This window comes from Ruegeria sp. AJ12, assembly GCF_056536245.1.
Genome location: NZ_JBQFJJ010000001.1, coordinates 1,462,339 through 1,479,310 on the forward strand (window position 1 = coordinate 1,462,339; position 16,972 = coordinate 1,479,310).

A 16,972-nucleotide genomic window follows, 5' to 3' on the forward strand; every position below is an offset into this window, starting at 1 on the left:
ATGCACGACGCCTCAGCGCCCATCACGCACAGGCGGGTGCTGAAGATCGCCGTACCGATCGTTCTGTCGAACGCCACGGTGCCAATCCTCGGCGCTGTGGATACTGGGGTGGTGGGCCAGATGGGGCAGGCGGCTCCGATTGGCGCTGTTGGCATCGGCGCGGTCATGCTGTCTGCCATCTACTGGATTTTCGGCTTTCTGCGCATGGGAACAACCGGTCTGGCAGCACAGGCCAGAGGGGCCGGGGACGCGGCAGAAACCCGAGCCCTGTTGATGCGAGGGCTTTTGCTCGGCGGTTCGGCCGGGCTGGTCTTGATTGCTGCGCAGGTCGCGGTTTTCGCTGGGGTATTCGCGCTGTCGCCAGCCAGCCCAGAGGTCGAGGCGCTGACGCGGGCGTATCTGGAAATCCGCATCTGGGGTGCGCCGGCCACGATCGCGCTCTATGCGGTGACAGGATGGCTGATCGCGGTTGAACGCACGCGCGGTGTCTTTGTTCTGCAGATCTGGATGAACGGTCTGAACATCGTTTTGGACCTGTGGTTCGTTCTTGGACTTGGATGGGGCGTCGAAGGGGTTGCGATCGCAACGTTGATCGCAGAATGGACGGGGCTGGCGCTGGGCCTTTGGCTGTGCGGGGACGCGTTCCGGGGCCGTCAGTGGCGCGACTGGCCGGTTATCTTCAACACGGAACGCCTGCGTCGGATGATGCAGGTGAACGCAGACATCATGATCCGGTCCGTCCTGCTGACCGGATCCTTCACGACCTTTCTCTTTGTTGGCTCGGATCTGGGTGACGTCAACCTGGCCGCCAATCAGGTGTTGCTGCAGTTTCTTGAGATCACCGCCTTTGCGCTGGACGGGTTTGCCTTTTCCGCCGAGGCACTGGTGGGAAGTGCCGTAGGCGCGCGCGACCGCTACCAGGTCAGGCGCGCGTCGATCATGGCATCGCAATGGGGCGTTGGCGGGGCAATCCTGCTGGGTGCCGTGTTCTTTGTTGCCGGTCCAGCCCTGATTGATCTGATGTCCACTTCGCCCGAGGTTCGCGTAGCGGGGCGCGAGTTCCTGATCTGGGCCGCGATAGCGCCTGTAATCGGTGTGGCCAGTTGGATGTTTGACGGCATCTACATAGGCGCGACCTGGACCCGGGCAATGCGGAATGCGATGTTACAATCGGTTGCCATATACGTTGTCGCCCTGTTCATTCTGGTGCCCAGTTTCGGCAATCACGGACTTTGGGCGGCTTTGATGGTCCTGAACCTCACGCGCGGCATAACCATGGGGTGGCGCTATCCCAGGCTCGAAGCGCAAATTGGCTAGATCAGCGCAAGCAGGTTTTCCGGTGGGCGTCCAATTGCAGCTTTGTTGCCGGAGATTGCTATGGGGCGTTCGATCAGCACCGGGTTCCCGGCCATGGCACGGAACAGGTCGTCTTCGGATGTGGTCCGGGTCAGACCCAGTTCCTTGAACCGCTTTTCACCTGTGCGCATTATCGCAATGCCCGGCAGCCCCAATATTGCGCATACCTCGCGCAATTCCTGCTCTGACGGTGTGTCTTCCAGATACTTTCGGATTTTCACCTCAGCACCACGTTCTTCCAGCAGGGCAAGCCCTGCGCGCGACTTGGAACAGCGGGGGTTGTGCCAGTAGTCGATCACAGCCAATCCTCTCGTTTGCAGCCGACGGCCTCGGCGACCGAGTTGAATCCGTCTCGAGCCAGCAGAGCATCAAGCCCTCGCGCGATCTCGGTCGCCAGAGAAAGACCCCCGTAGACCATCGCGGTGTAAAACTGCACCGCTGACGCACCGGCGCAAATCTTGGCATATGCCTGCTCAGCATTGCCAATGCCACCGACACCGATCAACGGGATGCCGGCCCCGGCCAGCTTGCTGAGTTGAGCGACGACACGTGTCGATTTCTCGAATAACGGCTCACCGGACAGGCCGCCGTGCTCATCTTTATGTTTGCTGAGCAGACCGTCCCGCGAGAGGGTGGTATTGGTGGCGATGATCGCGTCGATGCGCGCGTCGCTTGCGACCTCGGCAATGTCCGCCAGTTCGGATTCCGAAAGGTCAGGTGCGATTTTCAAGAAGATCGGGATCGGCCGTTCCAGCGTGTCCCGGGTTTCGATCACGCGCGACAGCAGCGCGCCAAGTGCGGCCTTGCCCTGCAGATCGCGCAGTTTCTCGGTATTGGGCGAGGACACGTTGACGGTGGCGAAATCCAGATGCGCGGCGCAATGCGCCAAAACCGTTGCAAAATCCCCGGACCTGTCATCGCTGTCCTTGTTTGCGCCCAGGTTCAGACCGATGACTGCGTCTTTTGGCCTGTCGGCCAATCGTCGGGCCACGACGCCCATACCTTCGTTGTTGAACCCAAAGCGATTGATCGCCGCCTTGTCCTCGGTCAGCCGAAAAAGGCGCGGTTTTGGGTTTCCGGGCTGCGGACGAGGAGTTGTGGCGCCCACCTCGATAAACCCGAACCCGGCTCGTGACAGGGGCGTTAGAACTTCGGCATTCTTGTCAAACCCGGCGGCGAGACCAACGGGATTTGGCAGGTCAAGGCCGGCGATCTGCGTGCGAAGGCGCGGTGACGTGACCGGGCCCGATGCAGGGGCAAGCCCGGCACGCAGCGCCTTAAGGGACAGTCCGTGTGCGGTTTCAGGGTCCAGTCGATGCAGCGCGGCCAGCGCAAGCCGTTCGGTCAGTTTCATCCGAATGATGCCCCGCCCTGTGCCGATCCGCACCGGATCAGGCGTGACGTTTCTACGGCGGCCTGACGATGCACCACCGCCGCGCGGTAAGCCGGGTCTGTCACCATCTCCAGAAACGCATGCGCATTGGGATAGCGTGCAACAAAAACCTCATCCCAGGTTTCATCTGCGGGTCCGATCAACGTGGTCTGAAATGCGCCACGCCAGATGATCGATGCGCCCAACCGGGCAATGATGGGTGCGGTCTCAGCGCCATAATTCCGATAGGCTTGAGCCCCGCTCAGACCGGCCCCGGCGAGTTTGTGATCTGCCGGGTATTCTGCCTGATCCAGAAACCTTACCAGATTGAGCATTTCTATCGGCTGATCCCGATCCAGACCCTTAAAGGCTTCAAACTGCGCGCGCTCCGGGTCGATATATGCGGTCATACCATCTCCTCTGGGAAAACGTGCGTGTCGTCTACCAGCGGAAGGGGGCGTGACCAGATTACATCCGTCATCCGGATCGGGCGATAAAGATGCGGGAACAGGGCGTCTGCGCGCGACATTTCCCATTTCAGGTCTTCGCCCATCGAGTCGGTGTTGCACGCCACAAGCGTTAGCCCGTCGACCCCGGCAAAATGCTTGGCCGCCGTTTCGGCTACCTGCTCGGCAGTTGAGAAATGCACGAACCCGTCCGCTACATCAATCGGTGCGCCATCCGAGGCGCCTTTGGCCTGCAGATCAGCCCATTCGCCCGGGCGGAAAATCTTGTAAATCAGCATGAGGCCGTGATGCCCCGAGCGATCAAGGGAATCAAGCCGGATTTCCCCCTTTGACTCTTTTCCTTGGCCAGCGCACGATTATAGAAAACATCATCAGGGAGTATCATAATGTTAACCCGTTTTCTGACCTCCGCCGCAGTATTGGCATTGACCGCTGGTATAGCGGTAGCTGACTACAAACTGACTATTCTTCATACCAATGATTTCCACGCCCGTTTTGAGCCGATCAACAAGTATGACAGCGGCTGCAGCGCTGAGGACAATGCCGAAGGCAACTGCTTTGGTGGATCCGCGCGCCTTGTCACAGCGGTTCAAGACGCTCGCAGCCGGGCGGGGAATTCGATTCTCGTGGATGGGGGCGACCAGTTCCAGGGTTCGTTGTTCTACACCTACTACAAAGGCAAGGTTGCGGCCGAGTTCATGAACAAACTGGGCTATGACGCAATGACCGTGGGCAATCACGAGTTTGACGACGGGCCCGAAGTGTTGCGCGGGTTTATCGATTCCGTTGATTTTCCCGTCTTGATGTCCAACGCCGATATCCGCGACGAAGAACTGCTGACCGACAAAATCAAGAAATCCACAGTGATTGAGGTTGGCGGGGAAAAGCTTGGCTTGATCGGACTGACACCCATTGACACGGATGAGCTCGCCTCACCCGGTCCGAACATCACCTTTTCCGATCCCGTGCCCGCGGTACAGGCCGAAGTGGACAAGCTGACGGGTGAAGGGATCAACAAGATCATCGTGCTCAGCCATTCGGGCTACGGGGTGGATCAGCGTGTCGCGCAGGAGACGACCGGCGTTGACGTGATCGTCGGCGGCCATTCAAACACCTATCTGTCCAACACGTCCGATAAGGCCGCAGGGCCATACCCGACCGTGGTTAACGGAGTTCAGATCGTTCAGGCCTACGCCTACGGGAAATTCCTCGGCGAACTGAATGTGACCTTTGATGACGATGGCAACGTGGTTGAGGCGGCAGGTGAGCCGCTGATCATGGACAATACCGTGACCGAGGATCAGGCCGCACTGGACCGTATTGCCGAACTCGCCGTTCCGCTGGATGAAATCCGCAACAAGGTGGTGGCGAACACCGCCGAAGCAATCGAAGGCGACCGCGCGGTGTGCCGGGTACAGGAATGTCAGATGGGCAATCTGGTCGCCGACGCAATGCTGGCGCGCGTTGCGGATCAGGGTGTGCAGATCGCCATTGCCAACTCGGGCGGGCTGCGGGCATCGATCGATCCGGGGGACGTGACCATGGGCGAAGTGCTGACCGTGCTGCCGTTCCAGAACACGCTGTCGACTTTCGAGATCAGCGGGCAGGGCATCATCGATGCGTTGGAGAACGGCGTCAGTCAGGTCGAGGAAGTCAAAGGACGGTTCCCGCAGGTGGCTGGTATGACGTTCACTTGGGACGCGTCTGTCGCGCCGAACGAAGGCCGTGTCAGCGATGTTATGGTGGCCAGCGGAGACGGTTTCGAGCCGATCGATCCCGCTGCGACGTATCTTGTCGTAACTAACAACTATGTTCGCAACGGCGGAGACGGGTACAAAATGTTCGAAGGTGACGACAAAAATGCCTACGATTTCGGCCCTGATCTGGCAGATGTCACAGCTGAGTATCTGGCCGAGAACATTCCGTACCAGCCTTACCTTGACGGTCGTATCAAACAGAAATGACGGGCTGCATTCCCCAAAAGCTGCGCCGCTCTGACGTGGCTTTTGGGGTGTTGCTCAGCTGAAATCGTATTCCGGCCACAAGGCGGGGTCGAACCCATCCAGCATGGGTTGAATGTGCTCAGCCACCTCGCGCCATCCACCGATGGATTTTGTCGAGATCTTTTTGCGAACCTGATCGATACTGGCTGTGCGCACCTGTTTCTTGTTCTCTTCCGGGTGCATCATGCTTTCTTGCCATTCGATTCCGCAGAAATCCGCGACCTTCTGACTGTACGTCTTTGGATCGGCAACAAGGTCCTCATACTGAACGGTCAGGATGCGGTCGCCGAATACAGCATCCCAATGCGCCATATACCGACGGTACAGGTTCGCAGAATGTGCAATCGACTCGAGGTTAGAGGCATAATTCATTCCGCCGGCCGGGAACCGCCTGATCCACTTGGACAGGCCCACGTCCCGCGGGTCCCGTAACATGTTTATGATCTTCGCGTTGGGAAAGGCTGCCAGTATGAATCCGACGCGTTGGAAGTTGTGCGGCATCTTGTCGACGAAAGCGATTGAACCGTTTGGGATCGGTGGCATGAGTTCGCGGAAGTCTATCGCAAAATCTCTTGCCGCGACTGCGTCAAATTCCCTAGCGCCCTTTCTATATTCGCCGGAAAGATCGGCTGCCAAAGTGAGTTCCCCGCATCCAGCAATATTGGGGGCCGAACTCAGCATCATTTCCAGAAGGGTTGTGCCTGATCTTGGCTGTCCGATGATGAATATTGGAAGCGGCGTTTCTACGGCAGTGGTATTTTCGGCAGTATTGCCTATTTGGAAGAGCGTTGAAATCGTTTGGAACTTCACTTCTTCTGCAGCCGAGTCATAGGGGTTCGGGTCATGTTGGGCGGCATTTGCGCGAAAAAACTGTGGCAGGGCCGCCTCAAGCCCCCTGCTTTTCGAGGTTAGATGAGCTTTTGCAAACTCAAGTTCAACCAATACGTCTTCGCTTTCTCCGATAGCTTCCTCGACTACTTCTAGTAGCCTGGGAGCTTCTGTTTTGTTAACCATTGTGGAAAGTTGCAACAAAGCACCCTTATGGTGCGGTTGGCTTTCCAGTATCGAACGCAATATCGAAACGGATCCGTGCTTGTCTCCACTTTGGTGAAGGTTCAGTGATTTTGAAAAGGCAACTGCCGGGTTCTCAGGATCAAGGTCGAAAGCCAGAGAAATGTCGCGCGTGTTCTCCTCCACAAACCCAATGCGACCATATGCACGCGCACGACTTGAGAGCAATTCAGCGTTTTCTGGGTCAATCTTCAATTTGCGTGTTACATAATCGATAATGGACCGCCAATTCTGACCCTTTAGCGATATCTCGTCGACAACCCGAATAAGCTCTTTGTTGTTTGGGAACTCCTCAAGTTTTTTTTCTGCATATGAAAGCGCACGTGGAACCTGCCCGGTTTGCATCAGAGCATTCGCCAGATTTTCTACAAACTGTGGGTCGTCCGGTTTCATACGGGCCGCTTCGACGAAATGTGGAATAGACTGCTGGTACTTCTTCATTTCGGTCAGCACAAAACCAGCAATTGCGTGATAATCCGAGTCCTTGGGGAACTTTTTGATGCCAAGCTGCGCTTTTTTAAGCGCCTGCGGCAGTTTGCCTGACTCCAACAAAGCCACTGCCTTGCTTTTTAGGGTTTTTGCCGTTTGATACTCCATCGGACCCTGTGCCTGTAGAAACAATTGTCGATGGTTCATTACCCATGTGCGGACGGTTTGCAATAACCCTTCAAAATGACGCGATGGCCCAGCTGTTTGCTGCGCGACCGGCGAATGACTTGTCGGGACCTCCGAATTTCAACGTTTGCCCGACAAATCAGGTGCATGTGGTGCGGGCGGGCGACACAGGACGCAGGTTGGACGCATTGCGTTGGGGATTTCTACCACATTGGTACAAAACCGAAACGGCCGGGCCGCTGCTGATCAACGCCCGGGCCGAAACACTCGCGGAGAAACCGGCCTTTCGGTCTGCCTGCCGCGAACGCCGGTGTTTAATTGTGGCAACCGGGTTCTATGAGTGGACGAAGACGGAACAAGGCACTCGATTGCCCTGGTACATTCACCGGCAGGACGGCGCGCCCATTGCCTTTGCAGGTATCTGGCAGGACTGGGGGTCTGACGCGGCATGCTACGGGACCTGTGCCATCGTAACAACGATGGCCAATCAAAGGTTGAGTGGGATCCACCACCGCATGCCTCTGATCCTGGAGCCCGAAGACTGGCCGCTCTGGCTCGGAGAAGCGGGCAAAGGCGCTGCGCGCTTGATGCGGCCGGGGGCCGAGGACGTGCTGGCCTTTTACAGGGTTGGTGAGGCGGTGAATTCGAACCGTGCTGTTGGACCGGAACTGATAGAAGCGTTGGAGGGCCAGCATGGAAGAACTTCCCTTGCCTGACTGTGCAAGCTAGACCGCTGGCATGTCCCTGAAGCTTTCAAATCTGTCTGAACTGTATGCGCATGAATTCGACACTGTGATTGACGTGCGCAGCCCGGCCGAGTTTGCCGAGGACCATCTGCCGAGCGCGATCAACTTGCCGGTTCTGGACAATGAAGAGCGCGCCAAAGTCGGCACGATCTATGTGCAGGAAAGTCCGTTTCTGGCCCGCAAGCTGGGTGCCGCGTTGGTGTTCCGGAACGCCGCCAGCCACATTGAAAACAGTCTCAGCCATCACGACGGCAGTTGGCGCCCGCTGATCTATTGCTGGCGCGGCGGGCAGCGGTCGGAATCCTTTGCGTGGATGCTGCAACAGATCGGATGGCGGGCTGAATTTGTCGACGGCGGATACAGAAGCTACCGTCGCTTGGCGAAGTCATACCTGTATGACACGCCTTTGCCGCATCAACTGGTCGCGCTGGATGGGTATACAGGTACCGCCAAAACCGAGTTGCTGTCTTATCTCAGATCATCTGACGTCCAGGTCCTGGATCTGGAAGGCCTTGCCAACCACCGGGGGTCATTGCTGGGCGAGATGCCGGGCGGTCAACCCAGCCAGAAATCCTTTGAATCGGCGTTGTCCGCAGCGCTTTGCGCGTTGGACGTGTCACGGCCGGTCGTGGTCGAGGCGGAATCGTCCAAAATCGGTAATCTGATCCTGCCGCCCGGTCTGTGGACCGCCATGTGCGCAGCGCCTCGGGTTCAGATTGCTGCACCGATCGAGGTGCGCTCGGCCTATCTGGTCCAGGCTTACCAAGACATTCTCTCGGACGGCGGCCGTCTGTGCGATCGCCTGTCGCCGCTACGGGTTCACCGGGGGCATGAGGTTGTGGATGGATGGATTCACCTGATCGCCGCAGGAGACAAACAAGCATTCGCGCGCGCCCTGATGGAACAGCACTACGATCCAGCTTACGAAAAGTCGCGGCGAGCTCGGCAGGTCAAAACACTGGCAAAGATCAACGTTGCAAATCTGAATGGCGCAGGCCTGTCAGATGCGGCTGAACATATCAAACTATTGCTGGATCAACTCTGAACCTGCACCCCTGACCCCTCGGTTAGCCGACCAATGAGCGCTGCCGGATAACCCGCGCCACTCAGTTGGCTCAGCAGGGTTTCGGCCTGATCCGCTTCGACCGCGGCCAGCAGGCCTCCGGCGGTTTGCGGGTCGAACAGCAAGGCGGCTTTGCCTGTGTCGGGCAAGTCTGGGGCAAGACGCCTGTTGTCGGCGAATAGTGTGGACCGGACACCAAGGTCACTCAGTTCACGTGCGCCTTGCATCAATAGAACAGCTGCCAAATCGATTGTCGCACCACAGCCCGAGGCGTCGCACATGCCCAACAGATGCCCGGCAAGGCCAAACCCGGTGACATCTGTCATCGCATGTGCGTTCGCCAAAAAGCGCGACGCCTCCGCTTGCGGTGTGATCATCTGCCGATAGGCAGCCGACACACAGGCCCCGTTGGCAAGGCTGGCCATCTCGGCCGCCAAGATCACGCCACTGCCCAAGGGTTTGGTGAGCAAAAGAACGTCGCCCGGCCGCCCGCCCGACAAAGTGACGGGTTCGCCAGCGCACAGGCCAGTCAGAGTGAACCCGATGGTCAATTCATCCCCCATCGAACTGTGCCCGCCGACGATGTCAGCGCCAGCGTCGCGCATCACCTTGTTTGCAGTCGCCATAATTTCGGACAGTGTTCGATGCTGAAGGTCTTGTGACATTCGGGGCAGAATGATTGTCGCAGTTGCGGCCTGCGGCTCTGCCCCCATGGCCCAGACATCTCCCAAGGCGTGCACCGCGGCGACGTGCGTCATCAGCACCGGATCATTGGAGAAACTGCGCAGGTGATCCGACGTGATCACTTGTCGCATGTCTCCGCTTGTCAGCACGGCGGCATCGTCGCCGGGCAAGGGGCGAATATCGGACCGCTTCGGCTGTGGCAAAGGTCGCACAGCCGACTGCAAGGCTGCGCGCCCGACCTTGGCCCCGCAACCGCCGCACATGGGTTTGTTTCCCAAGGCCTCGCGCAGGCCAGCGGCATGATCCTTTGGTAAGGGGGGGTGTTTCATCTGCGGCAGGTCCCGGAACCTGTTCATGAACGACTGGTCGATATGGTTCTTCCATGTCCACATCAACGGACCGCTGAAAGACGTGCCCAGACGCTCGGCCAAGGCGGATTTGCCGCCCAGTGAGATGAGCTTGAGATAGTCCTTTTGCGGTGTGTAACGTCGCATTTCCCCGGCGCCCAACGCAGCGCGAAGGTTGGTAAAGAGTACAGGCGCCTCGCGCACGGCGTAGACGCCCGCTTTTGGGCGTGGGTTCTCCGTCAAATGCGCGCAGTCGCCTGTCGCAAAAATCGTAGGATCGCTGGATTGGAGATGGCTGTTCACACGGATGTAACCGTCCTGAAGATCCAGACCCGCGTTCGAAATCCATTCATAAGGTCTTGCTCCGGCTGCCCCGGTTACGAATTCTGCCGGGATCCGGCGGCCATCCGACAGTTCCACATGATCCTCAGCAATCTGCGTTATCTGAACCTCCTCGAGGACGGTTACCCCCAAGGCGGACAAGGTGCGGAGAATAGTGGCCGCGGCCTTGCGACTGATCGCTGTCAGTGCCTTTGAGTTGTCGATAAGCGTTACGGTCGCCGCCCGTTCCCTTGATTTCAGCGCGTGTGCCATGGCCATGGCCAGTTCCACTCCGGCAACACCAGCCCCGACAACGGCCACCGCGGCAGGCCCGGCCATCTTCAGATACGCGTCCCATCGCGCCGCAAAGGCACCGAGTGGTTTTGCCGGAACTGCGTGTTCTGAGAATCCGGGCAGGGAGGGCATGTCCGACGTGATGCCGATATTGATCGAGGCCACATCAAACCCAATGGGTGGTCGCCTGGGTACATGAACCTCTCGACGGTCCGTGTCGATCCCGTCAACAGCGCCCAAGATGACCCGCGCGCCGGCAAAACGGGCCAGCTTGATCAGATCGATATCCAGCTCGTCGCGCCGGTAGTGACCGGCAACAAAACCGGGCAGCATGCCGGAATAGGGCGCGGTCGGACCGGGGTTGATGATGGTCACGCGTGCGCCCGGCAGCGGGGTCATCCCCCATTTCCGCAGCAGCAACGCGTGGGTGTGACCTCCGCCAATCAAAACCAGGTCGCGGGTCAGTGGCAGCGGAGGTGTATGCATCAGGGTCAGTTCGTACTGTGGTCCGGGACGTCTTCGACCTGCTCGACGGCATGGGTGGCCCAAAGCTCGTCCTCGCCTGCATTTGGCAGATCATCGGGCTGTTCATGACGGTGAATGTGCCATTTGGCAATGAACAGGGCCGTGATCGGCGCGGTCAGGAACAGAAACAGCGTGATCAGCAGCTCATGCAGGGACAATTGTCCCTCGATCAGGACCGAGTGGAAAATCGAGGCCAGCAAAACGCCGCCGACACCCAAGGTGGTGGCCTTGGTTGGCGCGTGCAGGCGGGACATCGGGTCTTTGAGCTTGATCATCCCGAAGGAGCCGACAAAACCAAAGATGCCCGAGACGATCAGAAAGACAGAAATCAGCAGTTCGAACAGAAACTCCATACCGTCCTCACTCGATGATGTTGCCGCGCAGCATAAAGCGCGCGTAGGCCACGGTTGAGACAAAGCCCAACATGGCGATGATCATGGCGGCTTCGAAAAAGATCTCGGTTCCTTGCGACAGCCCATACAGGATCATCAGGGCAATCGTGTTGATCACCAGCGTATCCAGGGCCAGCACACGGGTGCCGACACCGTCGGCGGTGATGATCCGCCAGAGACACATCAAGATCGCCGCACCGAAACAGGCAAATGCAAAGTAAATCGCGTAGTCGATCATTCAAAAATCTCCTTGAGGCGGCGTTCGTAGCGCTGCTTGATCTGATCGCGGACGGCGTCCGGGTCGGGCGCGTCAAGGCAATGGACCAGCAGGTTGTGCCCTTGCGCAGACAGATCGCAGCTAACCGTGCCCGGCGTCATCGTGATGGTCCCGGCCAGAACCGTGATGGCCTCGGGTGTGCGCAGTTCAAGAGGAACACAAATCCAGTTCGGTTCCCGGTCCGCATCCCGCTTGAACAGGATGATCCGCGCAACGGTGATATTGGCCATCACGATGTCCCAGAGCACCACAAGCATGTACTCAACGACCATTGGCCAGTTCCGCAATTTGGGGCGGTCGGGCCAATAGGGCTGTGTGATGAAGGGGATGATGATCCCCAGAATGAGGCCAAAGACCAAGGAATTCAGCGATGGCCGGTTGGCCAGAAACACCCAGACCAAAGTCAGCAGAAAGGTCAGATGAGGGTGCGGGAATATTCTGTGCAGAAGCTTTATCACTCTTCCCCTCCCAATACCGCGGAAATGTATTGCTCGGGCGTGAACAACTGTTCTGCGGTCTTACTTGTGTACTCCAATGCAGGCCCCGCAAACAGGGTCAGAAGGATCAGACCCGCCACTGCCCCGAAAACGGCCGTAAAGGCCAGCCCGGGTTGCGGTTCGGGTGCGGTGGCTTGCGGTTGCTCTTCGTCGGTGTCCTGCGGGTCGGGGTCGCCGACATATTGGACATCATGACTTTTCCAGAAGATCAGCGACCCGGCGCGCGCCAAACCAACGATGGTGACGAAAGAGCCAATCAGAACGACCGCCCAGACCGCGTTGGCATCGGACGCGTCCCGCGCGGCATCCAGAACCAGCAGCTTTCCGACGAAACCGGACAGTGGCGGCATCCCGGCCATAGCGATTGCACCAACAAAGAAGAGGGACGCGATCAGGCCGCTCTGCGCCATGGGTGGCTTTGGTGCGATTGCACCGCCCCGGCGCTCCATAACCAAGTCTGCAACAAGGAATAGAAGCGCGGTAGCAAGGGTTGAATGGAACACATAGTATAGCGCGGCCGCCGTTGCGTCCGGCGTGAACAGTGAAATGGCGATGAGCAGCGTTCCCATCGAGGCGATGGCACAAAAGGCCACCATTCGGGCGATGTGTTGGGCCCCCAATATGCCGATGGCTCCTACAGCAAGGGTCAGCAGCGCCGCGGGTTGCAGCCAGTCACCGACCAACCCTTTGGTCGCTTCGACTTCGGGGCCGAATGCCAGCGTATAGACGCGCAGGATCGAATAGGCACCGACCTTGGTCATGATTGCAAACAACGCCGCCACTGGCAGCGGTGCGTTGGCATAGCTGGCCGGAAGCCAGAAATGCAGCGGCAACACGGCGGCCTTGATACAGAAGACCAACAGCAACAGCACGGCACCAACCCGCAGCAAGGCGGTGTCCTCAGCAGGCAGCTCTGCAACACGCACGGCAATGTCCGCCATGTTGAGCGTGCCTGTCACGCCATAGAGTGTACCGAGGGCAAACAGGAACAGGGTCGAGCCCAACAGGTTGTAAGCGACATATTGCACACCCGCCTTCAGGCGCACCGAACCGCCCGCATGGGTCATCAAACCATAGGAAGCGATCAGCAGAACCTCGAAAAACACGAACAGGTTGAACGCGTCGCCTGTCAGAAACGCGCCGCAGACTCCCATCAACTGGAAATGCAGCAACGCATGAAAGTGCTTGCCCCGTTCGTCCCACCCGGACGCGATAGCGTATAAAACGATGGGTAAGGCCAGTAGCGCGGTCAACAGAACCATCATCGCCGACAGCCTGTCCAGAACCATCACAATCCCAAACGGCGCGGGCCAGTCCCCCAGCTCATAGACCTGAATGTCCCCGCCCATCGCCTGCACGGTGACGGTCAGGGCAATGCCGATCAAAGCCACAACGCCCGCGACCGAGAAGATACGCTGCAGGTCCAAGTGGTAGCGCAGAACCATGATTATGAACGGGGCCAGGATCGCGGGAAGGACGATCGGCGCAACGATCCAGTGGTTCATGCGTCTTCTCCCGGCGCATCCGTGCTGTCCTGGGCGGTCATGTCGATATGATCATCCTTTGACGAGAGGTAGGCGCTGAGCGCAATCATCACGATCACAGCCGTCATCCCGAACGAGATCACGATGGCTGTCAGCACCAGCGCCTGGGGCAACGGATCGGTATAGGGAACCTCTTCGTATTTGTTCAGAACTGCAGGCGCATTCAGTGCCAATCGTCCGGTGGCAAAGAGGAACACGTTCACCGCGTAGGTGATCAGGGACAGGCCCAAAATGACCGGGAACGTTCGGCGGCGCAGGATCAGGAAAATCCCCGCAGCGGTCAGAACGCCTACAGCAGAGGCTACCAACGCTTCCATCAGGCCTGCTCCTTCTCTTTGTCTTCTTCCGGCGGATCATCCCGCAGCGGGTTGATATCCATTGGGAATTCCTGCGCCATACCCGGTTGCCACGCAAAGCGGGACAGACTGTCCAGCGCCAGCATCACCGCGCCTAAAACGGCCAGGAACACGCCAGTGTCGAACAGCAGGGCCGTGGCCCATTCGAACTCTTCCAGCGGCGGCCAGTTGATGTAGCCAAAATCGCTGGTCAGGAAGGGGCGTTCGTTGAACCATGCGCCCACACCTGTGGCGGCGGCAATCAGAACCCCCCAGCCGATGGTGCCGTGATAGTAGAACCTTTGCCGTTCAATCGCCCATGTGTAGCCGCTGGCCATGTATTGCATCAGGAACGCGATCGCGACGACGAGACCGGCGATGAACCCGCCGCCGGGCTGGTTGTGACCGCGGAAGAAGATATAGGCCCCCACCATCAGCGCGATTGGCATCATGACGCGGGTCACAACAACCATCATCAAGGGATGCGCATCGCCAGATTGCGGCCAGTGCGGTTTGCGATTTAGCAGATAGCCCCGGACATTGCTGCCAAGAACAGCCTCGGTCAGGGCAAAAATGATCAGTGCGGCGATACCCAGAACGATAATCTCACCAAAGGTATCAAAGCCCCGGAAATCGACGAGGATCACGTTGACGACGTTGGTGCCGCCGCCGCCCTTGTACGAGTTTGCCAGATGGAAGTCCGAGATCGTCGGGAAGGCGAAGTCGCGCATCATGATCGCGTAGATGAGCGCTCCGGCCCCGATACCCGCCACAACGGAAATCGCCGCATCCCGCCATCTGCGCGCGGCCGTGCTGTCCCAGGGCGTTTCTGTCGGCAGGAAGTTCAGCGACAGAAGCAGCAGGATCATCGTCACCACTTCGACCGAGATCTGCGTCAATGCCAGATCCGGTGCCGATAGATAGTTGAAGGCAACCGAGACGATCAGGCCAACCACACCGATCAGTACCAGCGACAGCAGACGGTTGCGATGGAACCACATGATTCCCAACGTTGCGCCAACGAGGCAGATCCAGCCGATGATCGGTATGATCTGGGCCGGGATCGGGACGCGTGTTTCAACACCGATGGTTCCGGTGGAATAGGCGTAATACCCCAGTGCCACCGTGAACGCGACAAAGATGATCGCGTAGCGGCTGAGAACGCCGTTATGCAATTCGTCGGTGACCCAGCGGCTGAGCCTTGTGAAGGCATTGATGATGGATTCGAAAATCACTTTGGCTTCGGGGCTGGGCAAGGCGTTCCACACTTGCTCGCCGCGTTGATGAAGGGCCAGCAGGAACAGACCGCCCAGCGTTGCCACAACCGACATGTAGAGCGCCGGTGTGAAGCCATGCCAGAGTTTCAGCGAGTAGTATGGCAGCTTCTCCCCGCCGATCACCGCGCTGGAGACCACCGCCACCAAGGGTCCGACAATTGCCGCCGAATAGAGGCCGATCAGAACAACCAGTACCACGAGGAATGCAGGCGCGATCCAGAGACCGACAGGCGGGTCGTGCGGCTTTGCCGGATAGTCGTCTCGCTGCGGACCCAGAAAGACATGGCTGATGAAGCGGAAGGAATAGGCCGCAGAGAACAGCGCGGCCAGCAACGCCAGCCCGGGCACCAGATAGTGCGAGTTCAGCCAGGTCGTGTCGACCGTTTCCTCCAGCATCATTTCCTTGGATAAGAACCCGTTCAGCGGGGGCAGACCCGCCATGGACAATGCGGCGATTGTTCCGACCGTGAAGGTGATCGGCATCAGGTGGCGCAGCCCGCCCAGCCTCTTGATATCTCGGGTTCCGGTTTCGTGATCCACGATCCCGGCGGTCATAAACAGCGCTGCCTTGAAGGTCGCGTGGTTGATGATGTGAAACACGGCTGCAACCGCCGCGAACGGGGTGCCGAAACCCAGCAGCATGGTGACGAGGCCAAGATGCGAGACGGTCGAAAATGCAAGCAGGGCCTTGAGGTCATCCTTGAACAGGGCAATTACCGCGCCCAGCAACATGGTGATCAAGCCCGTCGTGGCGACGATGTAGAACCATGCATCGGTTCCGGACAGAACCGGCCACATGCGCGCCATCAGGAACAGGCCCGCCTTCACCATCGTCGCCGAGTGCAGATAGGCCGAAACCGGCGTCGGTGCCGCCATGGCATGCGGCAACCAGAAATGGAACGGGAACTGCGCCGATTTTGTGAAACATCCCAACAGGATCAGGATCAGGGCCGGCAGGTAATAGGGCGAGGCCTGAATCAGCTCTTTATTTTGCAGGATGACACTCAGGTCATAGGACCCAACGATATTGCCCAGGATCAGCATCCCCGCAATCATCGCCAGGCCACCGCCACCGGTCACGGCCAACGCCATCCGGGCGCCCTGCCGGCCTTCGGGCAGATGTTTCCAATACCCGATCAGCAGGAACGAGCTGAGTGACGTCAATTCCCAGAAAATAAGCAAAAGCAGGATGTTATCGGACAGAACGATGCCAACCATCGCGCCCTGAAACAGCAGCAGATAGGTATAGAACTGTCCCATCGGGTCTTCGCGCGACAGGTAGAACCGCGCGTAGAGTATGATCAGCAGACCAATGCCGAGGATCAGCAGCGCGAACAGAAATCCCAGCCCATCCAGCATGAAATTCGCATTCAGACCCAGCCCGGGAATCCAGTCGAACCGGGCTGTGACCACTTCGCCCCGCATGACGGTCGGGATGTGTATAAACAACCCCGCGAGCGCCATGAATGTAGTCAGCCCGGCCGCCGAAGCTGCTGCATTTCGGCCCGCCCGGATCAGGAGGGCTGGAAAAACAGCTCCGATAAAGGGAAGGGCCGCGATAAGGAATAGGGACAAGTGCGATACTCCGTACTGGGCGCTTGAAGTGTTACAGAATTTGTAGGGATAATTTAATGACTGTTCAGAAATTGCAAGGTTCGCGCAAATTCCAAAACGTGTATATTGAATGCTTCTTCTGCGTAATAATGACGCGAACTTGATCCTTTCGACTGATTTCGGCACGGAAATGCCGGACCGGGTGTGTTAATACGCTTCAGGCGGCCCAGGG

General features: G+C 58.4%; 16 protein-coding genes. 4 read left to right on the top strand and 12 right to left on the bottom strand.

The genetic code is table 11. The features are described 5' to 3' along the window. On the top strand, window positions 1-1,317 hold the full coding sequence (locus ACR3E0_RS07425; RefSeq protein WP_480477646.1) for an MATE family efflux transporter: 1,317 nt from the start codon (window positions 1-3) through the stop codon (window positions 1,315-1,317). Here the strand turns inward: ACR3E0_RS07425 and arsC are convergent. Genes arsC through ACR3E0_RS07445 form a run of 4 tightly spaced genes read right to left on the bottom strand, consistent with a single transcriptional unit; the run spans window position 1,314 to window position 3,473 of the window. Further along, window positions 1,314-1,655: an arsenate reductase (glutaredoxin) gene (arsC, locus tag ACR3E0_RS07430; protein ID WP_480477648.1), complete on the bottom strand. Its 342-nt coding sequence runs from the start codon at window positions 1,653-1,655 to the stop codon at window positions 1,314-1,316. The genes ACR3E0_RS07425 and arsC overlap by 4 nt on opposite strands. Beyond that, entirely contained in the window at window positions 1,652-2,710 is a 1,059-nt protein-coding gene (locus ACR3E0_RS07435; protein ID WP_480477650.1) for a quinone-dependent dihydroorotate dehydrogenase, read from the bottom strand. Before ACR3E0_RS07435 ends, arsC begins: the two co-directional genes overlap by 4 nt. Continuing rightward, window positions 2,707-3,138, bottom strand: coding sequence for a DUF1330 domain-containing protein (locus ACR3E0_RS07440; RefSeq protein ID WP_480477652.1), 432 nt, complete (start codon window positions 3,136-3,138; stop codon window positions 2,707-2,709). Before ACR3E0_RS07440 ends, ACR3E0_RS07435 begins: the two co-directional genes overlap by 4 nt. After that, entirely contained in the window at window positions 3,135-3,473 is a 339-nt protein-coding gene (locus ACR3E0_RS07445; RefSeq protein WP_480477654.1) for a DUF952 domain-containing protein, read from the bottom strand. Before ACR3E0_RS07445 ends, ACR3E0_RS07440 begins: the two co-directional genes overlap by 4 nt. 108 nt (window positions 3,474-3,581) lie before the next feature. Here ACR3E0_RS07445 and ACR3E0_RS07450 point away from each other — a divergent pair, with 108 nt between their 5' ends. After that, window positions 3,582-5,159 carry a bifunctional metallophosphatase/5'-nucleotidase gene (locus tag ACR3E0_RS07450; RefSeq protein ID WP_480477656.1) on the top strand — a complete coding sequence of 526 codons (1,578 nt, stop codon included), beginning with the start codon at window positions 3,582-3,584 and terminating at the stop codon, window positions 5,157-5,159. A gap of 54 nt (window positions 5,160-5,213) precedes the next feature. Here the strand turns inward: ACR3E0_RS07450 and ACR3E0_RS07455 are convergent, their stop codons facing one another. Then, window positions 5,214-6,905 (bottom strand): tetratricopeptide repeat-containing sulfotransferase family protein, encoded by a 1,692-nt coding sequence (locus ACR3E0_RS07455; protein ID WP_480477658.1) that lies wholly within the window; start codon window positions 6,903-6,905, stop codon window positions 5,214-5,216. Window positions 6,906-6,910: 5 nt separating this feature from the next. On the opposite strand from ACR3E0_RS07455, the gene ACR3E0_RS07460 reads away from it, so the two are divergent. Continuing rightward, window positions 6,911-7,600, top strand: a complete 690-nt coding sequence (locus tag ACR3E0_RS07460; RefSeq protein ID WP_480477660.1) for an SOS response-associated peptidase — start codon at window positions 6,911-6,913, stop codon at window positions 7,598-7,600. 22 nt (window positions 7,601-7,622) lie between these two features. Next, on the top strand, window positions 7,623-8,675 hold the full coding sequence (gene mnmH, locus ACR3E0_RS07465; RefSeq protein ID WP_480477662.1) for a tRNA 2-selenouridine(34) synthase MnmH: 1,053 nt from the start codon (window positions 7,623-7,625) through the stop codon (window positions 8,673-8,675). Here the strand turns inward: mnmH and selD are convergent. The 7 genes from selD to ACR3E0_RS07500 are packed head-to-tail and all read right to left on the bottom strand — an operon-like array spanning window position 8,666 to window position 16,761. Beyond that, on the bottom strand, window positions 8,666-10,825 hold the full coding sequence (gene selD, locus ACR3E0_RS07470; RefSeq protein WP_480477664.1) for a selenide, water dikinase SelD: 2,160 nt from the start codon (window positions 10,823-10,825) through the stop codon (window positions 8,666-8,668). The genes mnmH and selD overlap by 10 nt on opposite strands. A gap of 5 nt (window positions 10,826-10,830) precedes the next feature. Continuing rightward, window positions 10,831-11,217: a Na+/H+ antiporter subunit G gene (locus tag ACR3E0_RS07475; RefSeq protein ID WP_480477666.1), complete on the bottom strand. Its 387-nt coding sequence runs from the start codon at window positions 11,215-11,217 to the stop codon at window positions 10,831-10,833. Between the two features lie 7 nt (window positions 11,218-11,224). Next, window positions 11,225-11,494: a K+/H+ antiporter subunit F gene (locus ACR3E0_RS07480; protein ID WP_480477668.1), complete on the bottom strand. Its 270-nt coding sequence runs from the start codon at window positions 11,492-11,494 to the stop codon at window positions 11,225-11,227. After that, window positions 11,491-11,988 (bottom strand): Na+/H+ antiporter subunit E, encoded by a 498-nt coding sequence (locus tag ACR3E0_RS07485; protein ID WP_480480970.1) that lies wholly within the window; start codon window positions 11,986-11,988, stop codon window positions 11,491-11,493. Before ACR3E0_RS07485 ends, ACR3E0_RS07480 begins: the two co-directional genes overlap by 4 nt. Continuing rightward, complete coding sequence (locus ACR3E0_RS07490) at window positions 11,988-13,535, bottom strand: monovalent cation/H+ antiporter subunit D (protein ID WP_480477670.1); 1,548 nt, start codon at window positions 13,533-13,535, stop codon at window positions 11,988-11,990. Before ACR3E0_RS07490 ends, ACR3E0_RS07485 begins: the two co-directional genes overlap by 1 nt. Next, the gene (locus tag ACR3E0_RS07495; RefSeq protein WP_170433082.1) at window positions 13,532-13,891 is read right to left on the bottom strand and encodes a Na+/H+ antiporter subunit C; all 360 of its coding nucleotides are present in this window, start codon (window positions 13,889-13,891) and stop codon (window positions 13,532-13,534) included. Before ACR3E0_RS07495 ends, ACR3E0_RS07490 begins: the two co-directional genes overlap by 4 nt. Then, complete coding sequence (locus tag ACR3E0_RS07500; RefSeq protein WP_480477672.1) at window positions 13,891-16,761, bottom strand: monovalent cation/H+ antiporter subunit A; 2,871 nt, start codon at window positions 16,759-16,761, stop codon at window positions 13,891-13,893. Before ACR3E0_RS07500 ends, ACR3E0_RS07495 begins: the two co-directional genes overlap by 1 nt. Window positions 16,762-16,972 lie beyond the last annotated feature (211 nt).

Bases quoted from the DNA above. Each gene is read 5' to 3' on its own strand.
- ACR3E0_RS07425 (WP_480477646.1), top strand. From the start codon at position 1: ATGCACGACGCCTCAGCGCCCATCACGCACAGGCGGGTGCTGAAGATC.
- ACR3E0_RS07435 (WP_480477650.1), bottom strand. From the start codon at position 2,710: ATGAAACTGACCGAACGGCTTGCGCTGGCCGCGCTGCATCGACTGGAC.
- ACR3E0_RS07440 (WP_480477652.1), bottom strand. From the start codon at position 3,138: ATGACCGCATATATCGACCCGGAGCGCGCGCAGTTTGAAGCCTTTAAG.
- ACR3E0_RS07445 (WP_480477654.1), bottom strand. From the start codon at position 3,473: ATGCTGATTTACAAGATTTTCCGCCCGGGCGAATGGGCTGATCTGCAG.
- ACR3E0_RS07450 (WP_480477656.1), top strand. From the start codon at position 3,582: ATGTTAACCCGTTTTCTGACCTCCGCCGCAGTATTGGCATTGACCGCT.
- ACR3E0_RS07455 (WP_480477658.1), bottom strand. From the start codon at position 6,905: ATGAACCATCGACAATTGTTTCTACAGGCACAGGGTCCGATGGAGTAT.
- ACR3E0_RS07460 (WP_480477660.1), top strand. From the start codon at position 6,911: ATGTGCGGACGGTTTGCAATAACCCTTCAAAATGACGCGATGGCCCAG.
- mnmH (WP_480477662.1), top strand. From the start codon at position 7,623: ATGTCCCTGAAGCTTTCAAATCTGTCTGAACTGTATGCGCATGAATTC.
- selD (WP_480477664.1), bottom strand. From the start codon at position 10,825: ATGCATACACCTCCGCTGCCACTGACCCGCGACCTGGTTTTGATTGGC.
- ACR3E0_RS07475 (WP_480477666.1), bottom strand. From the start codon at position 11,217: ATGGAGTTTCTGTTCGAACTGCTGATTTCTGTCTTTCTGATCGTCTCG.
- ACR3E0_RS07480 (WP_480477668.1), bottom strand. From the start codon at position 11,494: ATGATCGACTACGCGATTTACTTTGCATTTGCCTGTTTCGGTGCGGCG.
- ACR3E0_RS07490 (WP_480477670.1), bottom strand. From the start codon at position 13,535: ATGAACCACTGGATCGTTGCGCCGATCGTCCTTCCCGCGATCCTGGCC.
- ACR3E0_RS07495 (WP_170433082.1), bottom strand. From the start codon at position 13,891: ATGGAAGCGTTGGTAGCCTCTGCTGTAGGCGTTCTGACCGCTGCGGGG.